We start from the raw sequence: 15,945 nt of genomic DNA on the forward strand, positions 1-15,945 counted from the left end.
TTTGTATTCTCTTGAATAAGATTTACGCACTGATTTTGCCTCCAATTGGGCGCCATCATAACGCCCGATGAAGGTGTCCAAAATCATTAGGCCAGTTCACCTTGTGTCGCGATGGGGCGCGCAGCGGCCCCTAGGTTTCAGCTTCGCCGCATATATTGCCGGGGCCGCTGCGCGCCCCATCGCGACACAAGGCCGCTCCTACAAAGGCCGTGCACGCAATACACGCCGGTATATAGCTTGTAGCTATATTCACCACAGATTGCGTGATATGGCCGGGAAGGGTTTGCCGGTATGATAGGCACCCCTGCCGTCCGGATTGTGAAATACGCCATGACCTTGCAGTACCCAACCATCGCCGATTGCGTCGGCAATACGCCCCTGGTTCGCCTGCAGCGTATCGCTGGCGAAACCAGCAACACCCTCCTGCTCAAGCTCGAAGGTAACAATCCCGCCGGCTCGGTGAAGGACCGCCCGGCACTGTCGATGATCACCCGCGCCGAACTGCGTGGCCAGATCAAACCCGGCGACACCCTGATCGAAGCCACCTCCGGCAACACCGGCATCGCCCTGGCGATGGCTGCGGCGATCAAGGGCTACAAGATGATCCTGATAATGCCCGACAACTCCACCGCCGAGCGCAAGGCCGCCATGACCGCCTACGGCGCCGAGCTGATCCTGGTGACCAAGGAAGAGGGCATGGAAGGCGCCCGTGACCTGGCCGAGAAGCTGCAGGCCGAAGGCCGCGGCCTGGTGCTGGACCAGTTCGCCAACGGCGACAACCCCATCGCCCACTACAACAGCACCGGCCCCGAAATCTGGCAGCAGACCCAGGGCACCATCACTCATTTCATCAGCTCCATGGGTACCACCGGTACCATCATGGGCTGCTCGCAGTACCTCAAGGAACAGAACCCGGCGGTGCAGATCGTCGGCCTGCAACCAATGGAAGGCTCGGCCATTCCGGGCATCCGCCGCTGGCCCGAGGAATACCTGCCGAAAATCTTCGACGCCAGCCGTGTCGACCGCGTGGTCGACATGTCGCAGCAGGAAGCCGAGGAAACCACCCGCCGCCTTGCCCGTGAAGAGGGCATTTTCTGCGGCGTGTCTTCCGGTGGTGCAGTCGCGGCCATGCTGCGCCTGTCCCGCGAGGTGGAAAATGCCACGATGGTCGCCATCATCTGCGACCGTGGCGATCGTTACCTGTCTACCGGCCTGTTCGACCCGAGCTAAATGTCCAAGAAGAAAAGCAACAGCGGCCTGCGCTTCCAGCCGGCCGGCGGCAACCGCAGCCCCCAGGTCCCGGTGGGCAAGAAGCAGCGCCTGGAAATCGAGCGCCTGGCCGGTGACGGCCGGGGCATTGCCTTCCACGAAGGGCGCACCTGGTTCGTCAGTGGCGCCCTGGCCGGCGAGGCCGTGGAGGCGCGGGTGCTCAATGCCCGTGGCAAAGTGGTCGAGGCCCGCCTTGAGCGCCTGCTGCAGGCCAGCCCCGAGCGCCGTCAGGCTCCATGCCGGTATTACGAGCGCTGCGGTGGCTGCAACCTGCAGCACCTGCCGCATGAAGCGCAACTGGCGCTCAAGCAGCGCACCCTGGCCGAGCAGCTGCAGCGGGTGGCCGGCGTGCAGCCCGAGGAATGGGCCGCACCGCTGAGCGGGCCGGAGTTCGGCTACCGGCGACGCGCCCGCGTGGCCGTGCGCTGGGACGCCAAGGCGCGCCAGCTGGAGGTCGGCTTCCGCGCCGAAGCCAGCCAGGACATCATTGCCATCGACGATTGCGCGGTGCTGGTACAGCCCTTGCAATCGATTCTGCGCCACTTGCCGACCGTGCTGCGCTCGCTGAGCAAGCCGCAGGCGCTGGGCCATGTGGAACTGTTCAGCGGCACTGCCGAGGCGCTGCTGGTGCGCCATGTCGCGCCGTTGCCGGCTGAAGACCTGGCCAGGCTGCAGGCGTTCTGCGAGCAGGCCAATGCCCAGTTGTGGCTGCAGGGCGAAGGTGAGCCGGCGCCAGTGGACCCGGCCGCGCAACTGGGCTTTGCCCTGGCGCCCTGGCAGCTGGAACTGGCCTGGCGCCCAGGTGACTTCGTGCAGGTGAATGCCCAGGTCAACACGGCGATGATCGAGCAGGCCCTGGCCTGGCTGGCACCCCAGGCCGACGAGCGCGTGCTGGACCTTTTCTGCGGCCTGGGCAACTTCGCCCTGCCGCTGGCTCGCCAGGCGCGCGAGGTGGTTGCTGTGGAAGGTGTGCAGGCCATGGTCGATCGGGCCGCGGCCAATGCCCGGAACAACAATGTGCATAACGCACGGTTTTTTCAGGCCGATTTATCGCAGCCTTTGGCGGGCGCCGGATGGGCCGCCGAGGGCTTTTCTGCGGTACTCTTGGACCCACCGCGCGACGGTGCTTTCGAGGTGGTGCAAGGCATCGCCCGCCTCAAGGCCAGAAGGCTGGTCTATGTATCGTGCAACCCGGCCACGCTGGCGCGAGACGCCCAGGTGCTGGTCGGCCAGGGGTACCGGTTAAAAAGGGCCGGGATTCTCGACATGTTTCCTCAGACGGCGCATGTCGAGGCCATGGCGTTATTCGAAGCGGGCTAGCTGACTGGCCCCTTGGTGCGGCTTTCACGGAAGGGTGGCCGCACGGTGATTGCCAGCGCACCCGCGTGGTGCGCTGTATGGAAAGGTAAAACAAAGATGGTACAGGTGAGAGTGCACCAGCCGGTCAACACCGACGGCAGTATCAATCTCGAAGCATGGTTGGACCATGTGGTAAGCGTCGATTCGGCACTGGATCGCGCAGCGCTGAAAGAGGCCTGCGAGTTTGCCCATGAAGTCGAGAAAAAGGGCAACCCGGCCAAGCATTCCTGGGCGGACGGTACGTCCAGCTTCCAGGCGGGCCTGGAGATCGCCGAAATCCTCGCCGACCTCAAGCTCGACCAGGATTCCCTGGTGGCGGCGGTCATCTACCGCTCGGTGCGCGAGGGCAAGGTGACTCTGGCCGAGGTCAGCCAGCGCTTTGGCCCGGTGGTGTCCAAGCTGATCGACGGTGTGCTGCGCATGGCCGCCATCAGCGCCAGCCTCAGCCCGCGCCAATCGCTGGTACTGGGTTCGCAGGCGCAGGTCGAGAACCTGCGCAAGATGCTCGTGGCCATGGTCGACGACGTGCGCGTGGCGCTGATCAAGCTGGCCGAGCGTACCTGCGCGATCCGTGCGGTCAAGGCCGCCGACGACGAGAAACGCCTGCGTGTCGCGCGCGAGGTGTTCGACATCTATGCGCCGCTGGCGCACCGCCTGGGTATCGGCCACATCAAGTGGGAGCTGGAAGACCTGTCCTTCCGCTACCTCGAACCCGACCAGTACAAACAGATTGCCAAGCTGCTGCACGAGCGCCGGCTGGACCGCGAGCGCTTCATCAGCGAGGTGATGAACCAGCTGCAGAACGAGCTGCTGGCCACTGGCGTCAAGGCCGACATCAGCGGCCGGGCGAAACATATCTATTCGATCTGGCGCAAGATGCAGCGCAAAGGCCTGGAATTCAGCCAGATCTACGACGTGCGCGCGGTCCGCGTGCTGGTGCCGGAAATCCGCGACTGCTACACCGCGCTGGGCATCGTGCATACCCTGTGGCGGCATATCCCCAAGGAGTTCGACGACTACATCGCCAACCCCAAGGAGAACGGCTATCGCTCGCTGCACACCGCGGTGATCGGCCCCGAGGGCAAGGTGCTGGAAGTGCAGATCCGTACCCACGGCATGCACGAGGAAGCCGAGCTTGGGGTTTGCGCCCACTGGCGTTACAAAGGCACCGACGTCAAGTCCAGCTCCAACCATTACGAAGAGAAGATCTCCTGGCTGCGCCAGGTGCTGGAGTGGCACGAAGAGCTGGGCGACATCGGTGGCCTGGCCGAGCAGCTGCGGGTCGACATCGAGCCGGACCGGGTCTACGTGTTCACCCCGGACGGCCATGCCATCGACTTGCCAAAGGGGGCCACGCCGCTGGACTTCGCCTACCGCGTGCACACCGAAATCGGCCACAACTGCCGCGGCGCCAAGATCAACGGGCGCATCGTGCCGCTCAACTACAGCCTGCAGACCGGGGAGCAGGTCGAGATCATCACCAGCAAGCATGGCAACCCCAGCCGTGACTGGTTGAACTCCAACCTGGGCTACGTCACCACCTCGCGGGCGCGGGCCAAGATCGTGCACTGGTTCAAGCTGCAGGCGCGCGACCAGAACGTCGCGGCCGGCAAGACCTTGCTCGAACGCGAGCTCAGCCGCCTGGGCCTGCCGCAGGTGGATTTCGAGCGCCTGGCCGAGAAGACCAATGTCAAGACCGCCGAGGACATGTTCGCCTCGCTCGGTGCTGGCGACCTGCGCCTGGCGCACCTGGTCAACGCCGCCCAGCAGTTGCTGGAGCCCGAGCGCATCGAGCAGATCGAACTGGTACCGCGCAAGCCTACCGGGCCGCGTACCGGCAAGCGTGGCGACATCCAGATCCAGGGCGTCGGCAACCTGCTGACGCAGATGGCTGGCTGCTGCCAGCCGCTGCCGGGTGACGCCATCGTCGGCTACATCACCCAGGGCCGCGGGGTGAGCATCCACCGCCAGGACTGCGCCTCGGTGCTGCAGTTGGCGGGCAAGGAGCCGGAGCGCATGATCCAGGTCAGCTGGGGGCCGATCCCGGTGCAGACCTACCCGGTCGACATCGTCATCCGTGCCTACGACCGCCCGGGCTTGCTGCGCGATGTGTCGCAAGTGCTGCTGAACGAGAAGATCAACGTGCTGGCGGTGAACACCCGCTCAAACAAGGAAGACAACACCGCGCTGATGTCGCTGACCATCGAGATTCCAGGCCTGGATGCGCTGGGGCGCCTGCTGGGGCGGATCTCGCAGTTGCCGAACATCATCGAGACGCGGCGTAATCGTACCCCTTGATAAACTGGATTGGGGCCGCTGTGCGGCCCATCGCCGGCAAGCCAGCTCCCACAGGTACTCCGCAGGCCTCAAGTCCTGTGCAATACCTGTGGGAGCTGGCTTGCCGGCGATCGGGGGCAAAGCCCCCGCCGAGGAATAGCTGACCATGACCTACACCCTCGAAGACCTGCTGCACCTCATGGCCCGCCTGCGCGACCCGCAGTACGGCTGCCCGTGGGACCTGAAGCAGAACTACGCGAGCATCGTCCCGCACACCATCGAAGAGGCCTACGAGGTTGCCGACACCATCGAGCGTGGCGACTTCGAGCACCTGCAAGGTGAGCTGGGCGACCTGCTGTTCCAGGTGGTCTACTACAGCCAGCTGGCCCGCGAGGAAGGGCGTTTCGAGTTCGACGGCGTGGTCGACAGCATCACCCGCAAGCTCATTCGCCGTCACCCGCATGTATTCCCCACCGGCGAGCTGTACGCGCCGGTGGACACCCCCAGCCTGAGCGAGGCCCAGGTCAAGTCACGCTGGGAAGAAATCAAGGCTGAAGAGCGGGCGGAAAAGAGCCAGCCCGAACAGCTGTCGCTGCTCGACGACGTACCAGCGGCATTGCCGGCGTTGTCGCGGGCAGCCAAACTGCAAAAGCGCGCGGCCACGGTCGGTTTCGACTGGCCAGCGGCATTGCCGGTGCTGGACAAGGTCCGCGAAGAGCTGGACGAAGTGCTGCAGGCCATGGCCGACGGCGATGCCGATGCGCTCGAGGATGAAATCGGCGACCTGCTGTTTGCCGCCGTCAACCTGGCCCGCCACCTCAAGCATGACCCGGAACACGCCCTGCGCCGTGCCAATCGCAAGTTCGAGCGGCGTTTCCGCTTCATCGAACAGGCATTGCGCGACAGTGGCCGACCCATCGAAGATTGTAACCTTGACGAACTGGATGCCCTTTGGGGTGAAGCCAAACGTCAGGAAAAGAACCTGCCCAGCTGCGGCTGAGCTGTTGCATAAGTGAGTGAACATTCATGAGCCTTTCCCTTCGCGACCAACTGCTCAAAGCCGGTCTGGTCAACCAGAAACAGGTTTCCCAGGCCAACAAGGCCGAGAAGAAACAGAAACGCCTGGAGCACAAAGGCCAGGTCGAGGTGGACGACAGCCAGCAGCGCTTGGCCAAGGAAGCCATGGCCGAGAAAGCCAAGCGTGACCAGGAACTGAACCGCCAGCAGCAGGAAAAAGCCGAGCAGAAGGCCCGCGCCGCGCAGATCAAGCAGTTGATCGAAGCGACTCGCCTGCCGAAGCTGAGCACCGAGGACTACTACAACTTCGTCGACGACAAGAAGGTCAAGCGCATTGCCGTCAATGCCCTGATGCGGACCAAGCTGAGCAATGGCGCGCTGGCCGTGGTGTCGTTTGCCGGCGGTTACGAGGTGATCCCTCGTGAGGCGGCGGTGAAGATCCAGGAGCGCGACCCCAACCGTATCCTGTTGCTGAATACCCATGTCGAGGAAGCGGACGAGGACGACCCGTACGCGGCCTACAAGATCCCTGATGATCTGATGTGGTAACCACGAAAAACCCCGCCTTGGCGGGGTTTTTCATTTGAAGATGGGTCATTGCGTGGCGCGCTGGTTTTCCAGGTTTTCCAGCTCTGTACGGTACTGGTGTGCTTCATGTTCGTTGTGGAACATCCCCACCAGCTGGCCCTGTTGGTGCACATCCCAGATCCGCACACCAGCGGCCAGGCCTTCGTGGGACATTTTCGATTCGTCGCGTTCGGTTACTTGGACTGTCATCGTTAAACTCCACTGCTTCAGTTGGCTGCGACACTGTGTCGCACAACCTCTTTATAGAGTTTGTTAGCAGGCTAAGTAAATAAAACCGGCATGAAACAAGTTTCATGATCAGCCTTTGGGCCGGCATGTGCGCTTTTGTAGGAGCGGCCTTGTGTCGCGATGGGGCGCGCAGCGGCCCCGGCAATCTTGCGTTGAGGCAAAGATCCTGGGGCCGCTGCGCGCCCCATCGCGACACAAGGCCGCTCCTACAGGCGTCGGTGCAAGGCAGGCAGAAAAAAGCCCCGCACAAGGCGGGGCTTCGAGTGCTGCATGCAGCGCTGGCTCAGTTGCCCTTCACCGGCTTGCCATCGACCGTGCCATCCTGCAGCACGATCACGTATTCCTTGCCATCAGTCTCGACCTGGCGCAGTTGCACCAGCAGGTAGTCCCAGTTCTTGGCGAACCACAGCTCGGTGATGCGCTTGCTCTGGCTTGGGTCGCGCACGCGCTCGACCTTCACCGCATCGACCTGGCCGGTCTTGGTAGTGACCTTTTCGGTGCCCAGCACGCGGAAGTCGTAGGTGTCGATCTCGTCACCGTCGACTACCTGGTAGGTCATGCTTTTCTTGCCGGCGGCCACGTCATGCTGCAGGGCCAGCTGGTAGGACGACTTGTCCAGCACGCCACGGTTCAGCGGCAGGCTGATGGCATCGCCACGGTCGCTGCCGGTGACCTTCTTGCTGTTCCAGTCGAAGGTCAGGTCGACCTTCTTGGCCTTGCCCAGGCCGCCACGCTCGAAGTGGTACTTCTGCGGCAGCAGGGTGTCGTTGTCCAGGCGCAGGGTGCTTTGCTCGGTCAGGCTGGCGATCATCATGGAAGCCTTGAAGTTAAGGTCCCAGGTACCGTTGGCATTCTTGACCAGGCTGCGCTCGGCGGTGCCGCTCATGGGCAGTTGCTTCCAGTCTGCGGTGTAGCTGGCCGAGAACGGCTTCAGATCAGCTGCCTGGAGGGGCAGGGCGAGCACGGCGAGAGCCAAGAGCAGGGCGCGACGCATAAATTCTCCTAGGATCGAATCAAGTGACCGCTGGCCGCCAGGGGCTGGCCATCCAGTAATGCACCCTGTTCGCCAAGGCGCAAGCGCCCTTCGGCGAACCAGCGCACCGCCAGCGGGTAGATCAGGTGTTCCTGGCGGTGTACCCGCTGGGCCAGGCTTTCGACGGTGTCGTCAGACGCCACCGGTACCACAGCCTGTACGACCAGTGGGCCGCCATCGAGTTCCTCAGTCACGAAGTGTACGCTGCAGCCGTGCTCGGCGTCGCCTGCCTCCAGCGCCCGGCGGTGGGTATGCAGGCCCTTGTACTTGGGCAGCAGCGACGGGTGGATGTTGAGCAGGCGGCCCTGGTAGTGGCGCACGAAGTCGCCACTGAGGATGCGCATGAAACCGGCCAGCACCACCAGGTCCGGGGCGAAAGCGTCGATGCGCGCCATCAGCGCGGCATCGAAGGCTTCACGGCCGTCGAACTGGGTGTGCTCGAGCACGACGCTGTCGATGCCGGCCGCCGCGGCGCGTTGCAGGCCGTAGGCATCGGCGCGGTTGGAAACCACCGCACGGATGCGCACCGGGCTGTCCTGGCCTTGGCAGCTGTCGATCAGGGCTTGCAGGTTGCTGCCGGAGCCCGACAGCAGTACCACTACATTGCAGGTCTTGCTTGGCATCAGTGTGCCTTGAGGTTCTGCAGCTCGACCTGGGCAGCGCCCTCGGCGGCTTCGGCGATGTGGCCGATCACCCATGGCTGCTCGCCAGCGGCGCGCAGTTCGTTCAGGGCAGCTTCTACCTGATCCTGAGCCACGCAGATGACCATGCCGACGCCGCAGTTCAGCACGCGGTGCATTTCATGCTCGTCGACGTTGCCTTTTTCCTGCAGGAAGTCGAACACCGCCGGGCGCTGCCAGCTGGCCACGTCGATGACCGCCTGGGCGTTGGCCGGCAGTACGCGCGGGATGTTGTCCAGCAGGCCGCCACCGGTGATGTGGGCCATGGCCTTGACCGCGCCGGTGTTCTTGATCAGTTGCAGCAGCGGCTTGACGTAGATGCGGGTCGGCGCCATCAGCAGGTCGGTCAGCGGCTTGCCGTCCAGCTGGGTGTTCTCGATGTCGGTGGCGGACACTTCGAGGATCTTGCGGATCAGCGAGTAGCCGTTGGAGTGCGGGCCCGAGGACGGCAGGGCGATCAGTGCGTCGCCGGTGGCAACCTTGGAGCCGTCGATGATCTCGGCCTTTTCCACCACGCCGACGCAGAAGCCGGCCAGGTCGTAGTCTTCGCCTTCGTACATGCCAGGCATTTCGGCGGTTTCACCACCGACCAGCGAGCAGCCGGCCAGTTCGCAACCGGCACCGATGCCGGTGACCACGGTGGCGGCCACGTCGACGTTCAGTTTGCCGGTGGCATAGTAGTCGAGGAAGAACAGCGGCTCGGCGCCGCACACTACCAGGTCGTTGACGCACATGGCGACCAGGTCCTGGCCGATGCTGTCGTGCTTGTTCAGGTTCAGTGCCAGGCGCAGCTTGGTGCCGACGCCGTCGGTGCCGGAGACCAGCACCGGCTGCTTGTAGCCGGCCGGGATCTCGCAGAGGGCGCCGAAGCCGCCCAGGCCACCCATGACTTCAGGGCGTGCGGTGCGTTTTGCCACGCCCTTGATGCGTTCGACCAGTGCTTCGCCGGCGTCGATGTCTACACCGGCGTCCTTGTAGCTCAGGGAGGGTTGCTTGCTCATTGATCCAGGCCTTTAGGAGGGAGGGATTCTTAAAAACGACCATGACGGCCAAGGCCGGCTGGTAAGCGGCGGCTGCCTGAAACGTCAGTGGTCTGTGAAGGCGCGCGATTTTATCAGGGTTGCCGGGCAGCGGCCATCCTCAGGCCGACGGGCAGGTGCCGAAAGCATTAAAAAAACATCCTTTCACGGGCCGCGACTGGTTGCCGCGCGGGTGGCTGTATAAGGTATAGGAAAGGTGGCAGGCAGAAATGCCCGGTGCCACGGAGCATTTCTTGCCCGTGGCGGTCACAGCCTGCAGGCAGCGCTCCGTCGCTCCATGTGTTCTGGACAGGAATCCTCCATGCGTCTCTTCAATATTCTGGCAGTCGGTTGCCTGGCCCTGATCTCGGCCACTGCCCAGGCTGAAAGTGTCTCCGGCCTGTACCAGGTGCGCGAGCCGGTATCCGGGCAGGGCGCCGAAGCCCGTGCCGCGGCTACCATCCAGGCCCTCGATACCCTGGTAACGCGACTGACCGGCGACCCCAAGGCAGCGCAAAGCCCGGCATTGGCCGGGCTGCGCAAGGACCCGCAGCAAATCATCAACCAGGTCGCCAGCGAAGCCGGGCCACCCGAGTCGGTGCTGGTCGAGTTCGATCCTGGCAGTACCGAACGGGCCTTGCGCAAGGCCGGCCTGGCCTTGTGGGGCAGCAACCGCCCCTCGATCCTGGGCTGGTGGCTGAACGACAGCGCCGAAGGCAGCAACCTGGTCGGTGACGGCCAGGCCAGCGCCCAACCCCTGCGCCGCGCCGCCCAGCACCGTGGCCTGCCGTTGCGCCTGCCGCTGGCCGACCTGCAGGAGCAACTGGTGGCCAATGCCGAGCAGATCGAAGGCAGTGACCCTGCGGCGCTGCGCGAAGCCTCAGGGCGTTACGGCGCCGATGCATTGCTGGCGGTGCATGCCCGGGAAGCCGACGGCAAGTGGCAGGGCAAATGGCAGCTGTGGCTGGGCGACCAGCGTGAACAAGGCACTGCAGAAGGTGCCGACCCGGCAGCATTGGCCGACGCCGTGATGCTGGCGCTCAGCAGCCGCCTGGCGCCGCGCTACGTCACCCGCCCGGGCGCCAGCAGCCAGTTGCAGGTGCAAGTGCAGGGGATGAACCTGCAGCGCTACGCCGAGTTGGCCCGCTTGCTCGAACCCTTTGGCCCGCGCCTGCAGATGGCCGAAGGCAGCACCCTGACCTACGGCGTGACCGCCAACCGCGAACAGCTGCGCGCCCAGCTTGGCCTGGCCAAGCTGCAGGAAGTACCGGTAGAGCAGGCGCCCGCTGTGCAGCCCCCTCCAGCTCCGGCAGACGCTGGGCAACCAGTGCCGGCCCAGCCAGCACCCAAGCCGTTCGACGGTTTGCGTTTTCGCTGGTAAGGGGAGCACACCGTGACCGACGTACGTCGTTGGATCTGGCTGGGCGTTGCCCTGCTGGTCGCCGTGCTGCTTTACAGCCTGCACAACATTCTTACCCCGTTCCTGGTCGGCATCCTGCTGGCCTACCTGGCCGACCCGCTGGTCGACCGCCTGGAGCGCCTGGGGCTGTCGCGCACCTGGGGCGTGGTGGTGGTTTTCGGCCTGTTTACCTTGCTGTTGCTGGCCTTGCTGCTGGTATTGGTGCCGCTGCTGGCCAAGCAGCTGGTGCGCCTGTACGAACTGGCGCCGCAGATGCTCGACTGGCTCGAGCACGTGGCGCTGCCCTGGGTGCAGAGCCGCCTGGGCCTGGCTGACGGCTTCTGGAAGTTCGACAAGATCAAGGCCGCCATCGGCACGCACATGGGCCAGACCACCGATATCGTCGGCGTGCTGCTGTCCCATGCCACCGCATCGAGCCTGGCGCTGATGGCCTGGCTCGCCAACATGGTGCTGATCCCGGTGGTGGGCTTCTATCTGTTACGCGACTGGGACCTGATGATGGCCAAGCTGCGTGGCCTGTTGCCGCGCCAGCGTGAGCCGCAAGTGATGGGCCTGGCGGGCGAGTGTCATGAAGTGCTGGGGGCGTTCGTGCGCGGGCAATTGATGGTGATGGTGGCCCTGGGCATCATCTATTCAGCCGGGCTGATGCTGGTGGGGCTGGAGCTGGGGCTGCTGATCGGCATGCTCGCCGGGCTGGCTGCTATCGTGCCCTACATGGGCTTCATCATCGGTATCGGCGCGGCCTTGGTGGCTGGCCTGTTCCAGTTCGGCGGCGACCTGTACCCGATGCTGGGCATCGTCGCGGTGTTCATGGTCGGGCAGGCGCTGGAAGGCATGTTGCTGACCCCGCTGCTGGTCGGCGACCGTATCGGCCTGCACCCGGTGGCGGTGATCTTCGCGATCCTGGCCGGCGGTGAGCTGTTCGGCTTTACCGGGGTGTTGCTGGCGCTGCCGGTGGCGGCGGTGATCATGGTGCTGCTGCGGCATGTACATGACCTGTACAAGGAATCGGACATGTATGCCGGGGATATCGACCCGGAGTTGTGATCCCTGGGCCGCGTTGCGGCCCTTCGCGGGCTTGCCCGCTCCCACAGGTGTGTCGCTGAGGCCATGATTTACGCGCCCCCTGTGGGAGCGGGCAAGCCCGCGAAGGGCTGCAAAGCAGCCCCAAAACAGCCAAAAAAAATCGCAACTCGTTGATTTTACTTGTGCTATCCGCTGCCGTGATTGTGCGCCCCGCGCTGCGGGTATAGACTTTGCACATTGTTCACCAAAGGCCCCCTGCGGTCCTGTCGACCGCCCGCGAGCATGAAACCACCGATCCAGTTGCCCCTGGGTGTGCGCCTGCGCGATGACGCCACCTTCATCAACTACTATCCGGGCGCCAATGCCGCGGCATTGGGCTACGTCGAGCGGCTATGCGAAGCCGACGCCGGCTGGACCGAGAGCCTTATCTACCTGTGGGGCAAGCAAGGTGTTGGCCGTACCCACCTGCTACAGGCCGCCACCCACCGCTTCCAGCAACGCGGCGAGCCAGCCGTCTACCTGCCACTGGCGCAATTGCTCGATCGTGGCGTAGGGCTGCTCGACTACCTGGCCCAGTACGAACTGGTGTGCATCGACGACCTGCACGTGATCGCCGGCAAGGCTGACTGGGAAGAGGCCATGTTCCACCTGTTCAACCGCCTGCGCGACAGCGGCCGGCGCCTGCTGCTGGCTGCCTCGGCATCGCCGCGCGAACTGCCGATCAAGCTGCCCGACCTGAAGTCGCGGCTGACCCTGGCCCTGGTGTTCCAGATGCGTGGCCTGTCCGACGAAGACAAGCTGCGTGCCCTGCAACTGCGTGCTTCGCGCCGTGGCCTGCACCTTACCGACGAAGTCGGTCACTTCATCCTCACCCGCGGCGCACGCAGCATGAGTGCGTTGTTCGACCTGCTCGAACGTCTCGACCAGGCCTCGTTGCAGGCACAACGCAAGCTCACCATCCCGTTCCTCAAGGAAACCCTGGGTTGGTAACCCCGAAAACGCTGGGCCAGAGCGGCAAAACAAAAAAGTCACATCTTTTTCGATAAAATTTGCAAATGGCCATGATAGAGGGCATAGTTTCACCCTTCTAAAGGATTACAGACACGGTCGTGCCCATGCTGAAGCGCTTCGCACCCCTCGTGCCACTCGCACTCGTGACCCTGCTTTTTGGCTGCGCGGCCCAAGGCCCAGCTTCTCATTCAGAGCCGCAGCCCCAGGATCACTCCCCGATCGCCGCACAATCGGCGTTCAAGGCCAAAGCCTCGTCCTCGTCGGTATTCGGCGAGCCGGAAGAGCTGGCCACCGAAGATGACCTGGAGGCTTTCTCCAGCAGCAAGCCTTACCAGTTGCCAGCTCTGGCTGACAGCATTCTCGAGCGCGGCATGTCGCTGATCGGCACCCGCTACCGCTTCGGTGGTACCTCGGAGAAGTCCGGCTTCGACTGCAGTGGTTTCATCGGCTACCTGTTCCGCGAAGAGGCGGGCGTTACCCTGCCGCGTTCCACGCGTGAAATGATCAACGTCGATGCCCCGAAAGTGGCCCGCAACAAGCTCAAGCCAGGTGACCTGCTGTTCTTCAGCACCAATGGTCGCGGCCGCGTGAGCCATGCCGGCATCTACCTGGGTGACAACCAGTTCATCCACTCCAGCAGCCGCCGCAGTGGTGGCGTGCGCATCGACAGCCTCGGTGACCGCTACTGGAGCAAGACCTTCATCGAAGCCAAGCGTGCCTTGGCCATGGCGCCGACCACCAATATCGCGCGCAACTGATAGCAAAATGATATATCCTGCCGCGGCGGCGATGCTTTGAAAAAAGCTCGCCGCCGTGCGCATTTATAGAAAGCGTCTAATCTAAATTCTCAATTCTTTTCGGCTGCGGCCCAGCGGACTCAGACAGGATGTTCTGGCCATGGTAAAGATGGCGCGCTTCGCATTTCTCTCCTTGGCAGCCTTGCTTGCTGCCTGCTCCAGCCGTGCGCCTGCGCCGGCCCCTGTGGTACAGCCGCAGGTAACCTATAGCCAGCCCAGCCCTTCGCCGATTGCCGATGACGTGCTGATGCGTGCTATCGGCCTGGTGGGCACGCCTTATCGCTGGGGCGGCAACACGCCGGACTCCGGTTTCGATTGCAGTGGCCTGATCAAGTACGTCTACCGTGATGCTGCCGGCATCAGCCTGCCGCGTTCGACGCGTGAGATGATCGTCATGCGCGCGCCAACCGTGGATGCCAAGTCGCTGCAGTCCGGTGACCTGGTGTTCTTCGCCACCAGTGGCGGCTCGCAGGTCAGCCATGCTGGCATTTATGTCGGGGAAGGGCGCTTCGTGCATGCACCTTCCAGCGGTGGCACGGTGCGCCTGGACTACCTGTCCAACAGCTACTGGGCCAAGGCTTACCTGCAGGCCAAACGCGTCATTCCGCAAGGGCATCTGGCGCAGAACCCCTGAGGACAGGCGGGGCTTTGCTCACCCGCCAGACCACATTGCCGACATCATCGGCTACCAGCACGCCGCCACGCCCGTCGGTGATTACACCGACCGGTCGCCCTTGGGCCTTGCCATGCTCATCCAGAAAACCGGTAAGCAGGTCCACTGGCTTGCCCGAAGGTTTTCCTGACGGGTCGAACGGTACGAAAATCACCTTGTAGCCACTGTGTGGCTTGCGGTTCCAAGACCCGTGCTGGCCCACGAATGCCCCTTGTTCGAAGGGCGGTGGTAGCCCATTCGGTTCGGCGAATGCCAGCCCCAGCGATGCCGTGTGAGGGCCCACGGCGTAGTCGGGCACCAGCGCCTGGGCCACTTTTTCAGGCGCTGGCGGTTGCACGCGCTCGTCCACGTGGCGGCCGTAGTAGCTGTAGGGCCAACCATAGAAACCGCCGTCCTTCACGGAAGTGATGTAGTCCGGTACCAGATCGCTACCGATCTCGTCACGCTCGTTGACTGCCGTCCACAACGCGCCGCTGTGCGGCTCCCAGGCCAGGCCGTTAGGGTTGCGCAGGCCGGTGGCGAACAGGTGGTGCTGGCCGCTGGCGGGGTCCACTTCCCAGATCGCGGCGCGTCTCTGTTCCTTGTCCATACCGTTTTCGCCTACGTTGCTGTTGGAGCCGACCGTCACGAAAAGCTTCTTGCCATCGGGGCTGGCGATGACGTTCTTGGTCCAGTGGTGGTTGAGCGGCCCGCCTGGCAACTCGACTACCGGCTGGCCTTCATTGCGAATTTGCATGGCACCGGGCTCGTAGTGAAAGCGCAGCAGCCTGTCGGTGTTGGCGACGTAGAGGTCCTTGCCGACCAGGGCCATGCCGAACGGTGAGTTGAGCTCTTCGATGAAGGTCGTGCGGATTTCAGCCACGCCGTCGTGGTCGGCATCCCGTAGCAGGGTAATGCGGTTGGCGCTGGGCACGCCTGCACCTGCCCGCTTCATCACCTTCTTCATGACCCAACCGCGCAGGCCCTTGCCATCTTCGGGTTTGGGCGGGGCATTGGTTTCAGCTACCAGCACGTCGCCGTTGGGCAGCAGGTATAGCCAGCGAGGGTGGTCGAGCCCGGCGGCGAACGCTTTCACCTGAGTGCCTGGTGCTGCTTCGGGCTTGGCGTCCTTGGGCCAGCCCACTGCCGGGGCGATATTCACGGTGGGGAGGGTGGTCTTGACCGGAGCAGGCAGCTGGGGGGTTGGGCCACTGCCGTCGAGTACATTCAGCAGGGCGGTTTCGCCGCAGGCAGTCAGGCTGGCAGCCAATAACCAAGGCATCAGGTGTTTCATGGGCGGCATCCTCCTAAGAAGGCCTATGGAACTGAGAGGTCGGCGACGTTCGCCGGGTTCCCGGGAACCATCCAACTGCCGTTGCCGTTGCCGTTGCCGTTGCCGTTGCCGTTGCCGTTGCCGTTGCTTTTGCCGTTGCTTTTGCTTTTGCTTCTAAGCGCGCGGTAGTTCAGGCACCGCCGATTGCGACTTCAGGAGGCCGAGCGAAGGGACTGCGGAGGGAGGTGACGGGCATGGATGCCCGTCAAGCGCTGAGGCCCCATGGATGGGGCCTG

15 protein-coding genes are annotated in these 15,945 nt (G+C 63.8%); 10 read left to right on the forward strand and 5 right to left on the reverse strand.

The features are described 5' to 3' along the window. Window positions 1–330: 330 nt before the first annotated feature. The 5 genes from cysM (at window position 331) to CAG46_RS27035 (ending at window position 6,471) form a co-directional block, all read left to right on the forward strand. Complete coding sequence (gene cysM, locus CAG46_RS27010; RefSeq protein ID WP_025338011.1) at window positions 331–1,230, forward strand: cysteine synthase CysM; 900 nt, start codon at window positions 331–333, stop codon at window positions 1,228–1,230. Continuing rightward, the gene (rlmD, locus tag CAG46_RS27015; protein ID WP_061551293.1) at window positions 1,231–2,589 is read left to right on the forward strand and encodes a 23S rRNA (uracil(1939)-C(5))-methyltransferase RlmD; all 1,359 of its coding nucleotides are present in this window, start codon (window positions 1,231–1,233) and stop codon (window positions 2,587–2,589) included. Between the two features lie 96 nt (window positions 2,590–2,685). Beyond that, complete coding sequence (gene relA / locus CAG46_RS27020) at window positions 2,686–4,926, forward strand: GTP diphosphokinase (protein ID WP_015269231.1); 2,241 nt, start codon at window positions 2,686–2,688, stop codon at window positions 4,924–4,926. A gap of 145 nt (window positions 4,927–5,071) precedes the next feature. Beyond that, the gene (gene mazG, locus CAG46_RS27030) at window positions 5,072–5,905 is read left to right on the forward strand and encodes a nucleoside triphosphate pyrophosphohydrolase (protein WP_025338013.1); all 834 of its coding nucleotides are present in this window, start codon (window positions 5,072–5,074) and stop codon (window positions 5,903–5,905) included. 26 nt (window positions 5,906–5,931) lie between these two features. Then, window positions 5,932–6,471, forward strand: a complete 540-nt coding sequence (locus tag CAG46_RS27035) for a DUF2058 domain-containing protein (protein ID WP_025338014.1) — start codon at window positions 5,932–5,934, stop codon at window positions 6,469–6,471. 45 nt (window positions 6,472–6,516) lie between these two features. Here CAG46_RS27035 and CAG46_RS27040 read toward each other — a convergent pair whose 3' ends face one another. The 4 genes from CAG46_RS27040 to purM form a co-directional block, all read right to left on the reverse strand. After that, window positions 6,517–6,699, reverse strand: a complete 183-nt coding sequence (locus CAG46_RS27040) for a hypothetical protein (RefSeq protein ID WP_003257734.1) — start codon at window positions 6,697–6,699, stop codon at window positions 6,517–6,519. A gap of 322 nt (window positions 6,700–7,021) precedes the next feature. Beyond that, window positions 7,022–7,732 (reverse strand): DUF3108 domain-containing protein, encoded by a 711-nt coding sequence (locus CAG46_RS27045; protein WP_025338015.1) that lies wholly within the window; start codon window positions 7,730–7,732, stop codon window positions 7,022–7,024. A gap of 8 nt (window positions 7,733–7,740) precedes the next feature. Beyond that, window positions 7,741–8,394 (reverse strand): phosphoribosylglycinamide formyltransferase, encoded by a 654-nt coding sequence (purN, locus tag CAG46_RS27050; protein ID WP_025338016.1) that lies wholly within the window; start codon window positions 8,392–8,394, stop codon window positions 7,741–7,743. After that, window positions 8,394–9,452, reverse strand: a complete 1,059-nt coding sequence (purM, locus tag CAG46_RS27055; RefSeq protein ID WP_013971366.1) for a phosphoribosylformylglycinamidine cyclo-ligase — start codon at window positions 9,450–9,452, stop codon at window positions 8,394–8,396. Before purM ends, purN begins: the two co-directional genes overlap by 1 nt. Window positions 9,453–9,792: 340 nt before the next feature. On the opposite strand from purM, the gene CAG46_RS27060 reads away from it, so the two are divergent. The 5 genes from CAG46_RS27060 to CAG46_RS27080 all read left to right on the forward strand — a co-directional run bounded on the left by CAG46_RS27060 (window position 9,793) and on the right by CAG46_RS27080 (window position 14,358). Beyond that, on the forward strand, window positions 9,793–10,851 hold the full coding sequence (locus CAG46_RS27060) for a DUF2066 domain-containing protein (protein WP_085619510.1): 1,059 nt from the start codon (window positions 9,793–9,795) through the stop codon (window positions 10,849–10,851). 12 nt (window positions 10,852–10,863) lie between these two features. Next, window positions 10,864–11,937, forward strand: a complete 1,074-nt coding sequence (locus CAG46_RS27065) for an AI-2E family transporter (protein WP_085619512.1) — start codon at window positions 10,864–10,866, stop codon at window positions 11,935–11,937. 261 nt (window positions 11,938–12,198) lie between these two features. Beyond that, a complete protein-coding gene (gene hda / locus CAG46_RS27070; protein ID WP_013971369.1) occupies window positions 12,199–12,906 on the forward strand; it encodes a DnaA regulatory inactivator Hda in 708 nt (235 codons plus the stop codon). A gap of 125 nt (window positions 12,907–13,031) precedes the next feature. Further along, window positions 13,032–13,685, forward strand: coding sequence for a C40 family peptidase (locus tag CAG46_RS27075; protein ID WP_084785065.1), 654 nt, complete (start codon window positions 13,032–13,034; stop codon window positions 13,683–13,685). Between the two features lie 139 nt (window positions 13,686–13,824). Beyond that, complete coding sequence (locus CAG46_RS27080) at window positions 13,825–14,358, forward strand: C40 family peptidase (RefSeq protein ID WP_013971371.1); 534 nt, start codon at window positions 13,825–13,827, stop codon at window positions 14,356–14,358. Here CAG46_RS27080 and CAG46_RS27085 read toward each other — a convergent pair. Continuing rightward, a complete protein-coding gene (locus tag CAG46_RS27085) occupies window positions 14,324–15,670 on the reverse strand; it encodes a sorbosone dehydrogenase family protein (protein ID WP_085619514.1) in 1,347 nt (448 codons plus the stop codon). The genes CAG46_RS27080 and CAG46_RS27085 overlap by 35 nt on opposite strands. Between the last annotated feature and the right edge of the window lie 275 nt (window positions 15,671–15,945).

This window comes from Pseudomonas sp. B23(2017), assembly GCF_002113725.1.
GTDB lineage: Bacteria > Pseudomonadota > Gammaproteobacteria > Pseudomonadales > Pseudomonadaceae > Aquipseudomonas > Aquipseudomonas putida_Z.

Excerpts from the sequence above, each read along its gene's own strand:
- cysM (WP_025338011.1), top strand. The coding sequence starts at position 331 with ATGACCTTGCAGTACCCAACCATCGCCGATTGCGTCGGCAATACGCCC.
- CAG46_RS27060 (WP_085619510.1), top strand. The coding sequence starts at position 9,793 with ATGCGTCTCTTCAATATTCTGGCAGTCGGTTGCCTGGCCCTGATCTCG.
- purM (WP_013971366.1), bottom strand. The coding sequence starts at position 9,452 with ATGAGCAAGCAACCCTCCCTGAGCTACAAGGACGCCGGTGTAGACATC.
- hda (WP_013971369.1), top strand. The coding sequence starts at position 12,199 with ATGAAACCACCGATCCAGTTGCCCCTGGGTGTGCGCCTGCGCGATGAC.
- CAG46_RS27075 (WP_084785065.1), top strand. The coding sequence starts at position 13,032 with ATGCTGAAGCGCTTCGCACCCCTCGTGCCACTCGCACTCGTGACCCTG.
- CAG46_RS27085 (WP_085619514.1), bottom strand. The coding sequence starts at position 15,670 with ATGAAACACCTGATGCCTTGGTTATTGGCTGCCAGCCTGACTGCCTGC.
- CAG46_RS27080 (WP_013971371.1), top strand. The coding sequence starts at position 13,825 with ATGGTAAAGATGGCGCGCTTCGCATTTCTCTCCTTGGCAGCCTTGCTT.
- rlmD (WP_061551293.1), top strand. The coding sequence starts at position 1,231 with ATGTCCAAGAAGAAAAGCAACAGCGGCCTGCGCTTCCAGCCGGCCGGC.
- CAG46_RS27045 (WP_025338015.1), bottom strand. The coding sequence starts at position 7,732 with ATGCGTCGCGCCCTGCTCTTGGCTCTCGCCGTGCTCGCCCTGCCCCTC.
- purN (WP_025338016.1), bottom strand. The coding sequence starts at position 8,394 with ATGCCAAGCAAGACCTGCAATGTAGTGGTACTGCTGTCGGGCTCCGGC.
- relA (WP_015269231.1), top strand. The coding sequence starts at position 2,686 with ATGGTACAGGTGAGAGTGCACCAGCCGGTCAACACCGACGGCAGTATC.
- CAG46_RS27035 (WP_025338014.1), top strand. The coding sequence starts at position 5,932 with ATGAGCCTTTCCCTTCGCGACCAACTGCTCAAAGCCGGTCTGGTCAAC.
- CAG46_RS27040 (WP_003257734.1), bottom strand. The coding sequence starts at position 6,699 with ATGACAGTCCAAGTAACCGAACGCGACGAATCGAAAATGTCCCACGAA.
- mazG (WP_025338013.1), top strand. The coding sequence starts at position 5,072 with ATGACCTACACCCTCGAAGACCTGCTGCACCTCATGGCCCGCCTGCGC.